Source organism: Pseudomonas sp. RIT288 (genome assembly GCF_000631985.1).
In the GTDB taxonomy this organism is placed as follows: domain Bacteria; phylum Pseudomonadota; class Gammaproteobacteria; order Pseudomonadales; family Pseudomonadaceae; genus Aquipseudomonas.
The window spans coordinates 33,439-47,717 of sequence record NZ_JFYN01000034.1; the positions used below are offsets into that span (position 1 = coordinate 33,439).

The window sequence follows — 14,279 nt, forward strand, 5'->3', positions numbered from 1 at the left end:
TCCTCGCGCTACGGGGAGGGGTTGCCGACCTGTGAACCCTATGGATGCACACACTGTGCCGAAATAATCGAGCTTTGCCGATCATAGCCGAGCCGACCTTGCTTGTAGTTATCGGCCGTCGAGGGCATTTGCGACAGAATCTGACATGCGGCGGTGATGAAAGGATTCAAGGTCAAAAGATCGCAGCCTGCGGCAGCACCTACAAGAGACTGGCGCCGAAAGCTGCGATATTTCAGCGTTCGATGATTGCGGTGACACCCTGCCCCCCAGCGGCGCAGATCGAGATCAGCCCCCTGCCCTTGCCCGCCGCATCCAGCAGTTTCGCCAGGTTGGCGACAATCCGCCCACCGGTTGCGGCAAACGGATGTCCCGCCGCCAGCGAGCTGCCTTTCACGTTCAACCGGCTGCGGTCGATCGAGCCCAGCGGTGCGTCCAGCCCCAAACGCGTCTTGCAGTATTCGGGGTCTTCCCAGGCCTTGAGCGTGCACAGCACCTGCGCGGCGAACGCTTCGTGAATTTCGTAGTAATCGAAGTCTTGCAGGGTCAGCCCATTACGCGCCAGCAGGCGCGGCACTGCATACACCGGCGCCATCAACAGACCTTCGGCGCCATTGACGAAATCCACCGCCGCCGCCTCGCCATCGCGCAGATAGGCGAGGATCGGCAGCCCACGTTCTTTCGCCCATTCCTCGCTGCCCAGCAGCACCACCGAGGCGCCGTCGGTGAGTGGCGTGGAGTTGCCCGCCGTCAGCGTGCCCTTGGCGCTTTTTTCGAAAGCGGGTTTGAGCGTGGCGAGTTTTTCCAGGGTCAGGTCCGGGCGCAGATTGTTGTCGCGGGTCAGGCCGAGGAACGGCGTCATCAGGTCGTTGTGCCAGCCTTCGCTGTAGGACGCGGCGAGTTTGTGATGACTTTCGAGGGCCAGTTGATCCTGCTCTTCGCGAGGGATATTCCAGGTCTGTGCCATCAACTCACAGTGCTGCCCCATCGACAGACCGGTGCGCGGCTCGCCGATGCCAGGAAATTCCGGGATCAAGTGCCGCGGGCGCAGTTGCAGAAAAGTTTTCAACTTGTCGCCGGTGGTCTTGGCGCGGTTGGCCTGCAGAAGGATTTTGCGCAGCCCTTCGCTGACGCTGATCGGCGCGTCCGAGGTGGTGTCGACGCCACCGGCAATACCGCAATCGATCTGGCCGAGGGCGATTTTGTTCGCCACCAGCAGCGCCGCTTCCAGCCCGGTGCCGCAGGCTTGCTGGATGTCATAGGCCGGGGTGGCCGGTGACAGCCGTGAGCCGAGCACACATTCCCGAGTCAGACTCATATCCCGTGACAATTTAAGCACCGCCCCCGCCACCACTTCGCCGATGCGCAGGCCGTGCAGGTTGTAGCGTTCGATCAGGCCTTCAAGCGCGGCGGTGAGCATCACCTGATTGCTGGCAGTGGCGTACGGCCCGTTGGAGCGGGCGAAGGGAATACGGTTACCACCGATGATGGCGACGCGGCGCAGCTGACTCATGAAAAGCTCCTTTCCCAAATGGTCGAATTCACCTGAATCCTTTGTAGGAGTGAGCCTGCTCGCGATGGCATCGTGTCAGTCGAAACGTCTGTATCTGACAAATCCCTATCGCGAGCAGGCTCACTCCTACAAGGTTCAACGTTGTTTCTGAATTTGTGTTTGGCCACACAACCCTCTGCGGCCAACTACTCTGCTGTTCTAGCGTAGGCCTTATTGCGTGGATCGAACGATTGATTGCCGTTGGTAGTCCACACTTTGAACCCCAACTTTTGGAGAGCGTTCCATGTCAGACCGCTATATCGACTTCGCCAACTCATCCATCGGACACCGTCTGGTCGGGGCTTTGGGCCTGCCGTCGCCGGTGCGGCTGGAACGCTGGCAGGCCGGACGCCTGCGGCCGGTGGACGGTGCGCTGCTGATCGGCGGCGGGCCGCTGGCCGAGCGGGTCACTGCGTTCGCCAACCGCCTGACCGACGCGATTTATAGCTACGGCAGTGAACCGTCGCTGGCCACTGCATGGATTCCCGGGCACGGGCCGAAACTCAAGGCCGTGGTGTTCGACGCCAGCGACCTGCAGCACACCGACCAGCTCAAACAGCTGCGCGAGTTCTTCCAGCCGTTGATGAAAAACCTCGACAGCAGCGCGCACCTGGTGATTCTCGGCCGTGCCCCGGAAACCCTGCGCGAGCCCATCGCATCCAGTGCACAGCGGGCGCTCGAAGGCTTTTCGCGTTCGCTGGCCAAGGAGTTGCGCAGCGGCGGCACGCTGCAACTGATCTATGTCGGTGAGGGCGCTGAAGATCAGCTTGAGGGGCCGCTGCGGTTTTTCCTCTCACCAAAAAGTGCCTTTGTCTCCGGGCAGGTGATTCGCCTGACCGCGTGCGCTACACCCGTCACCGACTGGACCCGGCCATTGGCCGGACGCAAGGCGCTGGTTACCGGCGCGGCACGCGGGATCGGCGCCTCGATTGCCGAGACCCTGGCCCGCGACGGAGCGGAAGTGATTCTGCTCGACGTAGCACCGGCCAAGACTGATCTGGAAGCCCTCGCCGCGCGGCTCGGCGGCCGGGCCATCACCCTCGACATCTGCGCCGAAGACGCCGCTGCGCAACTGATCGAACAGCTGCCGGACGGCCTCGACATTCTGGTGCACAACGCCGGGATCACTCGCGACAAAACCCTCGCCAACATGACCCCGGAATTCTGGGACGCGGTGCTGGCGGTCAACCTCAATGCCCCGCAAGTGCTGACCAAGGCGCTGCTCGACAGCGGCACCCTGCACGACAATGCGCGGGTGATTCTGCTGGCCTCGATCAGCGGCATCGCCGGCAATCGCGGACAGACCAACTACGCCGCAAGCAAGGCCGGGCTGATCGGCCTGGCCCAGGCCTGGGCGCCGACACTGCACGAACGCGGCATCAGCATCAACGCCGTGGCCCCGGGCTTCATCGAAACCCAAATGACCGCGCACATCCCGTTCGGCCTGCGTGAAGCCGGGCGGCGCATGAGTTCGCTGGGCCAGGGCGGTTTGCCGCAAGACGTCGCCGAAGCCGTCGCGTGGCTGGCGCAACCGGGCACTGGCGCGTTCACCGGCCAGGCGCTGCGGGTTTGTGGCCAAAGTGTTCTGGGGGCATAGGCATGAGCATTGAATGGCACACCTTCGACCGCGAACCGAGTCTGCCCGGCCTGTATGCCCGGGCCGCGACCCGGCGCAAGATTACTGGCACCCGATTGCCCGACAGCGGTTTGCGCTGCTGGGTCGATGTCGACGGCCAGAAGCTGGCGGCCTATCGCAAGGTCTGCGGCTTTGCCGATGACGGCCTGCTGCCGCCGACTTATCCACATATCCTCGCGTTCGCCCTGCAGATGCAATTGCTCACGGCCAAGGAATTTCCGTTCCCGCTGCTGGGACTGATTCATCTGAGCAACCGCATACGCGTGTTGCGGCCAATGGGCGGGATCAGTCGCGCGCAAGTCAGTGTTCGCGTGCACAACCTGCAGCCGCATCCCAAAGGCGCGACCTTCGATGTGTTGACCACCCTCGATGATCAACTCGGGCCGCTGTGGGAAGCCGAAAGCCAGATGCTCTGTCGCGGAGTGAAACTCGATGGCGAACCCGTAGAGCAACACTGGGAACCGTCTCAGGTGTTGATGCAAATTGCGCAATGGAAAGCGCCGGCCGATATCGGTCGGCAATACGCCAAAGTCTCGGGCGACTACAACCCGATTCACCTGAGCGCCACCAGTGCCAAGCTGTTCGGTTTTCCCACGGCGATTGCTCACGGCTTGTGGAACAAGGCACGAACCCTCGCGGCACTGGCTGATCATCTACCCAAGGCCAACCTTGAAATCGCCGTGCACTTTCGCAAACCGGTGCGCTTGCCCAGTGAGGTTTCATTGCTGGCGAGTGCGCCGGGGTCCAGCGGCGAGTTGCGCCTGATCGGCGCCGGCGATCTGGAGCACATGGTCGGGCTGTGGCAACCGGTTGCCTGACCCTCCCCCCCGGGCAAGCCTGTAAATTGTGTATATATCACTTAAGTTATTCCGCGCTCGACGCAACACTCTGAAGAACTCCTGGCCTTGATTTTCAAGGCCTTTTTTTGCGCGCCTATATCCTGGGTATTAGTCCTTAGGCACGGCGCGGCGCCTTATATATAAAGGCGTTAATACCAACTTGAGAATGGTCGAAACCTGCGGCGCGATTGAGATTGACACCACGGACGAGGCATCACCGGCAACAGATCGGTGAGCCATCGAAAACGACGAATGTTGTTACAGGTGCAAGGAATCTCAATCATGAAAACTCAAGTGTGGTGCAAATCGGCAACAGCTCTGGCATTGATCCTCTCCCTTGGCCTCGCTGGCTGCAGCAGCGGCGGTGGCGGCCATCACAGCAGCTCCGGCAGCTCTTCGCCAGACAGTGCGACATCGGGCACTGGCGGCACTAGTGGCACTGGAGGCAGCAGTGGCACTGGCGGCACCGATACCGCAGGCACAGGTGGTACCGGAGGCACCGGCGGTACTGGCGGTACCGGTACAACCAACCCGACCGATCCGACCAACCCAACCAATCCGACCGACCCTACGGATCCAACCAACCCGACCAACCCGACCACCACTCCGCTGGTGACCACCACCTTGGTGCAGGATGTCGGCAACACCGTCGCAGGCGTCGGTGATGGGGTCGGCCAGATCGGCGATTCGCTGAGCACCGTACCGGTCGTCGGTGGCGTCGTGCAAAGCGCGGCCAACACCGCTGGCAATGTGGTCAGCACCCTCGGTGATGGCGTGGCCAACGGCATCGGCAAACTGGGCACGGTCGACAATGGTCTGGGCGTCACCGCCGCCTCGGTCGGCGGCGTGGTTTCAGATGTCGGTACTGGCGTCTCGGATCTGAGCGGCAAACTGGCGACCGCCACCGGCAGCGTTCCGGTTGTCGGCGGCGTGGTCACCAAAGTCGCCCCGGTACTCGACGGCGTCGGTGAAAAAGTCACCATGCTCGGCGACACACTGAGCCTTGCCACTACCACCGGCCCACTCGGCTCAGTGACCAAGAGTGTCGGCAACGGTCTGGTGCCAGTGATTGCGATGGTTGAAAGCACGACCGACAAAGTAGGCGATGCGACCGGCCTCGGCGCTCCGCTCAATGGCGTGATCGGCCAGGTTGGCGGCGCCGTCAAAAATCTGGGCGGCCAAGTCACGGGTGCCGGCAGCGGCAATGCTGTGACTAACACGCTTGGCGGCGCCTTGACCAACGTCGGCACCACCGTCGGCAAAGCCGGCGGGCTGGTGGATAACGGCAGCAGTACCGGTGGCGGATTGGGTGGTGGTCTCGGCGGCGGCCTGGGCGGTACCGGTCTGCTGCAAACCGTTGGCGGTGCCGTGGTCAATGTCGGTTCCGGCCTGAATGCCGGCAGCACCAACGGCGTGGTCAGTGCCGGCGGCGTCACGGCTGGCGGACTGGGCAATACCATCGCCTCGCTCAACACCGTACTCGGTGGCTCGGGCACGCCGATCACCGCCACCACCTCGCCACTGGCCACCGTCGGCGCCACCGTCGGTGCCGGGCTTAACCCGGTCACCAGTGCGGTCACCAGCGTCACTCAACAAGTCGGCGCCGCGACAGGTCTGGGCGCGCCGGTCGCCGGTCTCACCGGCCAGGTTGGCGGCGCCGTCAGCACGGTTGGCGCCACCATCGCATCCACCAACAACCCGGTCACTACCGCCGTCGGTGGTGTGGTCAGCAACGTCGGCGCTACCGTGGGTGCGGTCGGCGGCCTGCTCAACGGCGGCACCAGTACCGGCGGCACCGCAACCGGAGGTCTGGGCGGCGTGCTCGGTGGCCTGACCGGCGCTCTTGGAGGCAACCAACGCTAAATTGCACCTGGCCGATTCGACGGCCTCACCTACAGCGCCTACGCTTGGTTGAGGGCGGAAGATTCCCACGAGTCTTCCGCTTTTTTCTTAGGAAAAATTCAACCCTGCGCTGTGATCTGACCATGGAGTGTCCTATGCGCGTAATGGCATCCCTGTTGTTCCTCAGTATCAGTTCCGCCGCCCTCGCCGACACCCTGCCAAGCTTTCTCAACAGCAACGAAACCACACGTAACCTGCCCGTACCGAACCTGCCGGCTGATGCCTATCGCCCCGCCGCCACGCCCCTGCAAGTACCCGACCCCGGCGCGGCCACGGCGCAGCCACTGTTGATGGACACCAAGATCAACCTGAAAACCGTGCAGATCGAAGGCGGCACGCTCTACCCGCTCAACGAACTGGCCGAAGTCTACAAACCCCTGATCGGCCACCAGAGCAGCCTGGCCGACCTGATCGAAGCCACGCGCGACATCACCCGGCGCTACCAGAAGGACGGCTATCTGCTGTCCTATGCGTTCCTGCCGCAGCAGCGTTTCGACGATGGCGTGGCCCGGGTGGTACTGGTGGAAGGTTATGTGCGCGATGTGCAGGTGCAAGGCGATGTCGGCCGGGTCAAAGGCCTGCTCGACGAACTGGCGGCAAAAATCCAGGCCGAACGCCCGCTGACGCGCAAGACCTTCGAACGCTACACCACCCTGATGACCCGCATCCCCGGGGTGACCATCCAGGCGCAAGTGCCGCCGCCCGGCACCACCGACGGTGCAACAACGCTGGTGGCCCAGGCCAGCCGCAAATCGTTCACCAGCACCATGAGCACCACTGAAGACAACCGCAACGGTACACAGGCTTTGCTGGGGGTCAGCAGTAATTCGCAGACGGCGATGGGCGAGCAACTGACCCTGAGCGGTCTGTTTCCACCGGGCGACGATCATGAGCGCTACTACCGTGTGGACTACAACCAGTTTCTCAACAGTGAAGGCACGCAACTGAGTCTGTTCGCCTCACGCTACCGGGCTGACCCGGGCACCAATGTGCTCACCAGCGACGGCTTCGAACTCAAGCCACACAAGGAAGACGATCGTTACTCCATCGGCATCAGCCACCCGTTCATTGCCGCGTCCAACGAGCTGCTTAACGCGGGAGCGCGGCTATATGCAGTGGATAACAAGAACCGCTACGACGTGGTCGGCTACCCGATCAGCATCGAAGAGCGCACCAACGTGCGTGCCCTTGCATTCGAAGGTGACTGGCGCAAGAGCGATGCGCGGCAATTGCGGATTCTCAGCGGCGGCGTGTATCAAGGTCTGGACAGCATGGGCGCGCATTCCAACAACCCGGCGCTGGACCTGAACTTCCTGCGCCTGCGTCTCTCCGGCGTGCAGAGCGACAAGTTTTTCGACAACTGGCAAGGCGTGCTGTCGGCCGCGCTGTACTGGAGTGATGACACCCTGCCCGACAGCGAGCGTACGGTGTTCGGCGGGCAGAATTTCGGCCGTGGTTACCCTGACGATCAGGCATCGGGCGACAAGGGCTGGGGCGCGGCTTACGAGGTCAACTACAGCTTCAACCGCGACGGCAACTGGGTGCGCATCCTGCAACCGTACGTGGTGCTGGACCGTTCGAAAACCTGGTTCAACAAACTCGCTGTACAGAGCAACGACCTGTCATCGGCAGCAGTAGGCCTGCGTTTTGGCGATGCCAAGTACTACAACATTGCGCTGGAAGCCGCCAAGCCTATGTCCGATGAAGCGCTGGATACGTTCAATCGTCGGGCGCGTTACAGCATCAGTTTCAGCTATCAATTGTAGGCCTTCAGCCAGTCCGTCATCGCCGGCGTGTCGGCGCTGGCGGACTGGCTCGAGCCACGCCATCAACCTAGTTCTTGGTCTCGATCTTGCCGCCCGCATCCGGATCGTATAAGTCCGGAATCTCGTAGCTGTATTTCTTCAACCAGCGCTGCAGCGCCAGCTCCCGCTCTGTCGCGGTGGCGGTTTGCGGTTTGGGCGAAGCGGCGTGGTTGCGACTTTGCAGCACCAGCCAGCCTTCGGTTTCCTGTTGCTGCGCCGAGGCAGGGCCGGCGTCGATCGCCTGGGCGGCGAACGGCAGGCTGAGCAGGGCCAGACAGCAAACACTGTGCAAGGTGTTCATGGTCATCTCCCGGAGTGTCACTTGAGCGTCAACGGTTGTGGGTCAGCCACCACCGCCACTTGATTACCGGCCGCGGTCGAAGCCTTGGCCGGCACTTTGAGTTTTTCCGCGCGGGCCTGGGCATCGGCGAACTGCTCCGGCGTCAGGTGCGCGTGGCTGACGATTTCGGCGGCTTGCTGCCAGTTGTTCTGGTACAGCAGCAAGCTCACCAGATTCAGCGTGGCCAGTTGATCGTTCTGCTTGAGTTCAATAGCGGTCAGGAATTCGAATCGCGCGTCCTCAAGACGCAACTGGTTGAGGTAAACCACGCCCAGGTCATTGCGGATCTTTTCATTGGTCGGCGCCAGGCGCACCGCGCGCTGCAAGTGCGCCTGAGCCTGACCGTTGTCGCCACGGGCGGCATAGATCTGGCCCAGGCCATGCTCGGCGTCCGCCGTCAGGCAGGTGCCGAGCAAACCGCGATACAGCGGCTCGGCTTCACTGCGCCCGAGCAAGCGGTAAACCCTGGCCTTGCGCAGGCGTACCTCGACCAGTTTGTCGGGCAGGCTTTGCAGGTTGGCCAGGCTGGCGTGCAGCTTGCCGTCGTTGGCCAGATCGTCCGCCAGGTTCAGCGCCAGTTCCTGTTCGGAATCGAGTTTGCTGCAACTGGTCGGTGCGAGCATCGCCGACCACGGCGCCTGACCGTCGGTGGCGCAACCACCGAGCAACAACACACTTGCCAAGACAATCAGTGCTTTCATCAAACGCTCTCCATGAGCCAACGTCAGTTTGCGAACGCCCGGGTAATCGCGGTGAACCCCGGGCCGGCCAGTACGATCAGCAAGGCAGGAAACAGAAAGAGCATCATCACCACCGACATCTTCGCCGACATCTTCGAGATGTATTCCTGCAGTCGGGTCAGGCGGCGGTCATCGAGCAATTGCTTGAGCGCGAGCAGTGATTTCATCGCCCCGCCGCCTTGCTGGATCAGTTGCTGCAGGATCACGCAGGTGTCGGTGAACTCATCGACCGCGAGCATCACCGAGGCCTTGTTCAGTTCCTGCCCCAACTCCAGTCCCGAGTCGACCCGGGCCAGAATCAGGCGCAGTTCGCGGGTCAGTTCCGGCAGCAGTTTCTGCCCTTCGGTGCTGAGCACACGCAAGGCTTGTTCGACCGCCATGCCTGACTCGAAGAGGATGCGCAGCAGCGGGATGAACGTGGAGATTTCCACCGCGATGGTTTTCTGCCGGCGTCCGGCGGCGTAGGCCAGCAGCCGCTTGGGCAGCAGGTAACCGGCACCGGTGGCGAGCATCGGCACGATCCAGCGGTTGGCGGCGTGCGGAAAAAAAACTTCCTGCAGAAAGATCGCCAACCCCAAAGCCAGCAGCGGCGTGCCGATCTGGCAGGCAGCGAACAGCGAGCGCTCACTGGCGCGGCGCCAGCCCAGGCGACTGAGCAGAGTCTGGGTTTCGCTGTCGATGCTCACTGAGCGCTGGCCGAACCTGCTGTTGCCCAGAGCACGCAGCCAGTTACCCAGACGGTTCTCGCGCACCAGATGCCCCTGCAACCGCTGGTTGACCTGGCGCACCCGGCGGCGCTCGGTCAGCAGGTGATTGACCACCAGCAACAGCGCGCCGAGCAGCAGCATCAGAGCGGCGAGATAAACCATTTCAAATACTCCGCAACATGCGCCACAGCGCCAGACAACCGGTCACTTGCAACATCACAGCGATAATCAACATGGTCCGACCACCGGAGTCGTGCCACATGCCAAGCATGTAGCCGGGGTTGGTCAGCATGAAGTAGCTCACCAGGATTACCGGCAGCGAACCCAGCACCCACGCGGTCATGCGTGTTTCGCCAGTGAGTGCGCGCAGTTGCCGGGCGCCCTGGTCACGCTCGCGGATCAGCTTGATCAGGTTCTCCAGCAGCTCGCTGGCATTGCCGCCGTAGCGATGGTTGACCTTGAGGCCGAGGGCAAACATGCGCAGTTCGTCCTGTTCGTAGAGTTCGGCGAAATCGCTGACCGCATCCGGCAGATTGACCCCCAGCTGCACGTTGCGCTGCACCCGGCCCATGGCTTTTTTCAGGGGATCCTCGCTCGATTCGATACCGCCCATGACGGCGTCGCTCAAAGTGCGCCCGGACTTGAGACTGCGTACGGTGTAGTCGAGCAACTGCGGCAACTGCTCGATCATGCGTTTGATCCGCCGTTGGTACAGCCAGGAAATGTACAGGCGCAAGATCAGGGGGGGCGCCAGCAGCATCGCCAGCAAACCGATCCAGTCCGCCAATAGATAACCAAGGACAATCGCCACGCCCCACAGGCTCATCCACAGCCCGAAACGTTCGCTGGGACGGCCAAGCCCGGCGCGCAAAAACATCCGTTCAAGTCCAACCCAGGTCGGCTTCTGCGCGGCCAGTTGCGGCTGCCCCGCCGCGAGGCGATTGAGCACCCGTTCGTTGCTGGTCTTGTGGATGCCATGCACGAACAACCAGATCGACAGACCGAGCAGGATCAGACACAGGAAGATGAGAATGGCCGGTCCGATCATGATGCCAGTTCCATGCGGTCAGCCCAGGTGGGCCTCGTGGCGCAACTTGTCGCCCGCCGGATTGACCGCTTCGCGCAGGAAGCCGAAACCGGTACGTCGATCAAGGCGAAACAAGGTGTTGGTGACGTAGACGTCTTCGCGGATGCCGACCACTTCCACCACCTCGCTGACACAGCGGCGGCCGTCGGGCATGCGGGTCAGCTGGATGATCACATCGAGGGCAGCGCAGATCATCTGGCGCAAGGTGCGCTCGGCGATCGAGCGACCGGTCAGCCCCACCAGCGTCTCCAGACGCAGCAACGCATCCTGCGCATTGTTGGCGTGCACGGTGCTCATCGAGCCGTCGTGGCCGGTGTTCATCGCGGTCAGCACATCGACCACTTCGACCCCACGAATCTCGCCGAGGATGATCCGGTCGGGACGCATGCGCAGGGCGTTGCGGATCAGGTCGCTGGCCTTGACTTCGCCGTGGCCCTCGGCGTTCGGCGGGCGGGTTTCCAAGCGCACGACGTGCGGGTGGCCGAGCTGCAATTCGGCGACGTCTTCGATGGTCACCAGACGTTCGTGGGGGTTGATCAATTGGCTGAGGATGTTCAGCAGCGTGGTCTTGCCAGTGCCGGTACCGCCGCTGATCAACACGTTGCAACGCTTGCCGACCGCCTCCTGGAGGAACTCGAAAATCGCCAGATCGATGGTCTGCATCGCCATCAGGTCGCTGCTCTTGAGCATGTCCTTGCGAAACTTTCGAATCGACAGGCAGGGGCCGTCGAGAGCGATCGGCGGGATGATCGCGTTGACCCGGCTACCGTCCGGCAGACGCGCATCGACCATCGGCGAGGACTCGTCGAGGCGTCGCCCGAGTGGTGCGAGAATCCGTTGCATGACCCGTTCGACGTGGTGCGAATCGATAAAGCGCAGGTCACTCTGGTGCAGCACGCCATCGCGTTCGATGAACACCCGGTGCGGGCCATTGACCAGAATCTCGGTCACCGACGGATCGCGCAGCAGCACTTCCAGCGGGCCGAACCCAGTGAGTTCGTCGACGATTTCCTCGGCCAGCCGCTCCATCTCGTAACGGGAAATCGCCAGGTGCAGGCGGGCGATATATTCGGCAACCTTGTCGGTGACAAACTGCGCCAGCAACTGGCGCGAGCCCTCCAGCAGGTTTTTCCCCGACTCTTCGATGGCGTCGATGATGTAGCGATGCAGCACCAGCTTCAGGCCTTCGTGATCGGTATTGCCGACCGCGCCATGCTGCACCGCGCCGAACAGTTTTTCCGCGCTCATGAGGTGCCTCGCAAGCGGTCGAACCAGCTGATGGCCTTGGGTTTGACCAGACCTTCGGAGCGTTTGGCCAGACGCTCGCCGAGAGCCCGCAGGCTTTGCGTGAGTTTTTCCCGCGGGGCCAGCTCGAACAGGCTGACACCCTGGTTCTTGGCGTTGAGGCGCACTTCGGCATTGGCGGCCAATACCGCGATCACTTCGAGGTTGAAGGTTTTGCCCAGGGTTTCAGCATCCGGGGCAACGCTGCCCAGATAGCCGTCCACCAGCAACCGCGCGTGGTCGAGTTTCATGCCTTTCTCGCGCCACAGATTGAGCACGGCCAGGTTGCGGCGGCAGTTGAGCACGTTCTGATCGGTGTACCAGATCAGCTTGTCGCAGTGGCTGACAAAGGTGCGCAAGGCTTCACTGTCGGACTGCCCGGTGAGATTCACGACGATGTGCTGGAAGTGTTGGCGCAAGGCGCTGAGCAACATGTACAGCTCGGCGGCACTGGTGTTTTCCAGTGGCTCGTCGCTGCTGGCATACGCCAGAATCCGCAGCCCCGCTTCAGCGCTGGTGAAGGCACTGTCGATCAGGGTCGCGTCGAGTCTGCGCAAGTGACGCAAGGCATCGCCGAAGTGAAACGAACTTTCGAGTCCGAGCAACGCCAGGCTGTCGCCGCGCGGTAGGCCCAGATCCAGCAGCAACGTCTGCTGTCCGCTCTTTTGCACCACCTGCGCCATATGGTTGGCCAGCAGCGCGCCATCGCTATAGCTCTGCGTGCCGTACAACACCGTAAGGCCGCCAAGCTGCGTGTTGGCCGCCACCGGTGGCAGGCGCTTGTTCAGGCGCCTCACCAGCCCGGCGACTTCACTGGCGCGCGAACCGTAGGCGACGAAATCCCGGGCGCCGGCACGCATGGCATTGAGCACCAGTTGATTGTCCATACCATCGCCGAGCGCGACGATGGCGAGCATCGGTTTGGCTTCCAGCGCGCCTTCGATCAACGCACTTTGCGCGACCACATGGTCGCGATCGAGGCCGACGAACACCAGGCTGGCGAAGGTGACGTCGACCAGCGCCAGCAACTCGTCCAGGCTCCCGGCCCCGGCGCTCACCACCTGGCCCAGCGGCGCGAGTGCGCCTTGCAGCCACTCCAGGTCGGTGCTGTTACGGGTGATCGCAAGAAAGGTCTGACTCAGGTTCTGGTTCATTGGGACAACCCACTGCGCTTGTCGAAATTGCCGTTTTCGAGGAAGAACATGCGGTAGAAATTCGGGTCGTAGTTGCGCAGTTTTTCCCCCGGCAGCGACGGCAGTTGCGCGTCCGCCGCCAGTGGCTGCACCAGGTGCGGGGTGACAATCATCAGCAGTTCGCGCTCTTCGCGTCTGATCTGCGAGCCTTTGAAAAAGGCGCCGAGTACCGGGATATCACCCAGCCCCGGAAACTTGTTCACTTGCGAGGTGTTGCTGGTGCTGATCAAGCCGCTGATGACGAAGCTTTCGCCGTCGGCCAGCGAGATGCTGGTGTCGGTACGGCGCACGGTAAGGGCCGGCACCGGGGTGCCGGCGATACTGATGGCGTTGGCGTAATCCAGTTCACTGACTTCCGGCGCGACCTTCAGTGCCACGCGATTGCGGTCGATCACGGTCGGAGTCAGGGTCAGGCGGATACCGAACTCCTTGTACTCGATAGTCACCGTGTCGCTGCCGGCGCTGGGCACCGGAATCGGGATTTCACCGCCGGCCAGAAAGCTTGCGCTCTGCCCGCTCAGCGCCACCAGGCTGGGGCGCGCAAGGGTGTAGGCGAAACCGCTGGTTTCCAGCGCGTTGATGATCGCCATGGTCTTGCCGCCGACCCACGAGAAATTGAACAGGCCGTTATCCACCGGCAGTCTCGGTGTCGGCACGCCGTCGATGGGTGGCAACGTACCGGGCGAACCGAAGAGGAAATTACCCCGAGTGCCGATCAACGAAGCGGTGGCTTCCTTGAGTTTGGTGCGGCTGACTTCGACGAAACGAATGTCGGTCTGCACTTGCGAGGGCAGCGTCGGATCATCGGAAGGCAGTCTGCTGGCGCTGGTCAGTGCGGCGGTGGCACTGCCCTTGACGAACACCATGCTCTGGCGCGGTTCACTGGAGCACGAAGTCCAGACCATCAGGCTGGTGGCGCCGGGGGCCACGCCGGTGAGTAAAAACGAGGCGCTGCCGGTATCATGCACGTCGGCGATCTTCGGGTCGCCGATGGCCACGCGGGTGATCGCCACCGGCGACTGGATGTCCTGCTGGAAGCCCTCGCCGATCTCGATCACCGGTGGCATACGACCGAGTGCCGAGCAATTGCCGGTGGCCGCGACGGCGGCGTTCATCGACAGTCCCATCAGTATCAAGGCCCGGACTACAGGTTTTAATAGCGGCCTGAATCGACTCTGCATGCACGTGGATCCTTGC

General features: G+C 62.4%; 12 protein-coding genes. 4 read left to right on the forward strand and 8 right to left on the reverse strand.

The features are described 5' to 3' along the window. Positions 1-232: 232 nt before the first annotated feature. The gene (locus tag BW33_RS18985) at positions 233-1,510 is read right to left on the reverse strand and encodes an acetyl-CoA C-acetyltransferase (RefSeq protein WP_047600474.1); all 1,278 of its coding nucleotides are present in this window, start codon (positions 1,508-1,510) and stop codon (positions 233-235) included. 283 nt (positions 1,511-1,793) lie between these two features. On the opposite strand from BW33_RS18985, the gene BW33_RS18990 reads away from it, so the two are divergent. The 4 genes from BW33_RS18990 (at position 1,794) to BW33_RS19005 (ending at position 7,692) form a co-directional block, all read left to right on the forward strand. Further along, positions 1,794-3,146 (forward strand): 3-oxoacyl-ACP reductase, encoded by a 1,353-nt coding sequence (locus tag BW33_RS18990; RefSeq protein ID WP_047600476.1) that lies wholly within the window; start codon positions 1,794-1,796, stop codon positions 3,144-3,146. A 2-nt stretch (positions 3,147-3,148) separates the two neighbouring features. Beyond that, positions 3,149-4,003 (forward strand): MaoC family dehydratase, encoded by an 855-nt coding sequence (locus BW33_RS18995; protein WP_047600477.1) that lies wholly within the window; start codon positions 3,149-3,151, stop codon positions 4,001-4,003. A gap of 303 nt (positions 4,004-4,306) precedes the next feature. Beyond that, complete coding sequence (locus BW33_RS19000) at positions 4,307-5,887, forward strand: collagen-like triple helix repeat-containing protein (protein ID WP_047600479.1); 1,581 nt, start codon at positions 4,307-4,309, stop codon at positions 5,885-5,887. Positions 5,888-6,021: 134 nt separating this feature from the next. Continuing rightward, positions 6,022-7,692 carry a ShlB/FhaC/HecB family hemolysin secretion/activation protein gene (locus BW33_RS19005; RefSeq protein WP_047600481.1) on the forward strand — a complete coding sequence of 557 codons (1,671 nt, stop codon included), beginning with the start codon at positions 6,022-6,024 and terminating at the stop codon, positions 7,690-7,692. A gap of 67 nt (positions 7,693-7,759) precedes the next feature. Here BW33_RS19005 and BW33_RS19010 read toward each other — a convergent pair whose 3' ends face one another. The 7 genes from BW33_RS19010 to BW33_RS19040 are packed head-to-tail and all read right to left on the reverse strand — an operon-like array spanning position 7,760 to position 14,263. Then, positions 7,760-8,032: a DUF3613 domain-containing protein gene (locus tag BW33_RS19010; protein ID WP_047600483.1), complete on the reverse strand. Its 273-nt coding sequence runs from the start codon at positions 8,030-8,032 to the stop codon at positions 7,760-7,762. A 17-nt stretch (positions 8,033-8,049) separates the two neighbouring features. Beyond that, positions 8,050-8,772: a tetratricopeptide repeat protein gene (locus tag BW33_RS19015; protein ID WP_047600485.1), complete on the reverse strand. Its 723-nt coding sequence runs from the start codon at positions 8,770-8,772 to the stop codon at positions 8,050-8,052. A 23-nt stretch (positions 8,773-8,795) separates the two neighbouring features. Further along, entirely contained in the window at positions 8,796-9,680 is an 885-nt protein-coding gene (locus BW33_RS19020; protein WP_047600487.1) for a type II secretion system F family protein, read from the reverse strand. 1 nt (position 9,681) lies between these two features. After that, the gene (locus BW33_RS19025; protein WP_047600489.1) at positions 9,682-10,566 is read right to left on the reverse strand and encodes a type II secretion system F family protein; all 885 of its coding nucleotides are present in this window, start codon (positions 10,564-10,566) and stop codon (positions 9,682-9,684) included. Positions 10,567-10,584: 18 nt separating this feature from the next. Next, on the reverse strand, positions 10,585-11,853 hold the full coding sequence (locus tag BW33_RS19030; RefSeq protein ID WP_047600491.1) for a CpaF family protein: 1,269 nt from the start codon (positions 11,851-11,853) through the stop codon (positions 10,585-10,587). After that, a complete protein-coding gene (locus tag BW33_RS19035; protein ID WP_047600493.1) occupies positions 11,850-13,043 on the reverse strand; it encodes an AAA family ATPase in 1,194 nt (397 codons plus the stop codon). The genes BW33_RS19030 and BW33_RS19035 overlap by 4 nt, the downstream gene beginning before the upstream one ends. After that, the gene (locus BW33_RS19040; protein ID WP_047600494.1) at positions 13,040-14,263 is read right to left on the reverse strand and encodes a type II and III secretion system protein family protein; all 1,224 of its coding nucleotides are present in this window, start codon (positions 14,261-14,263) and stop codon (positions 13,040-13,042) included. The genes BW33_RS19035 and BW33_RS19040 overlap by 4 nt, the downstream gene beginning before the upstream one ends. Between the last annotated feature and the right edge of the window lie 16 nt (positions 14,264-14,279).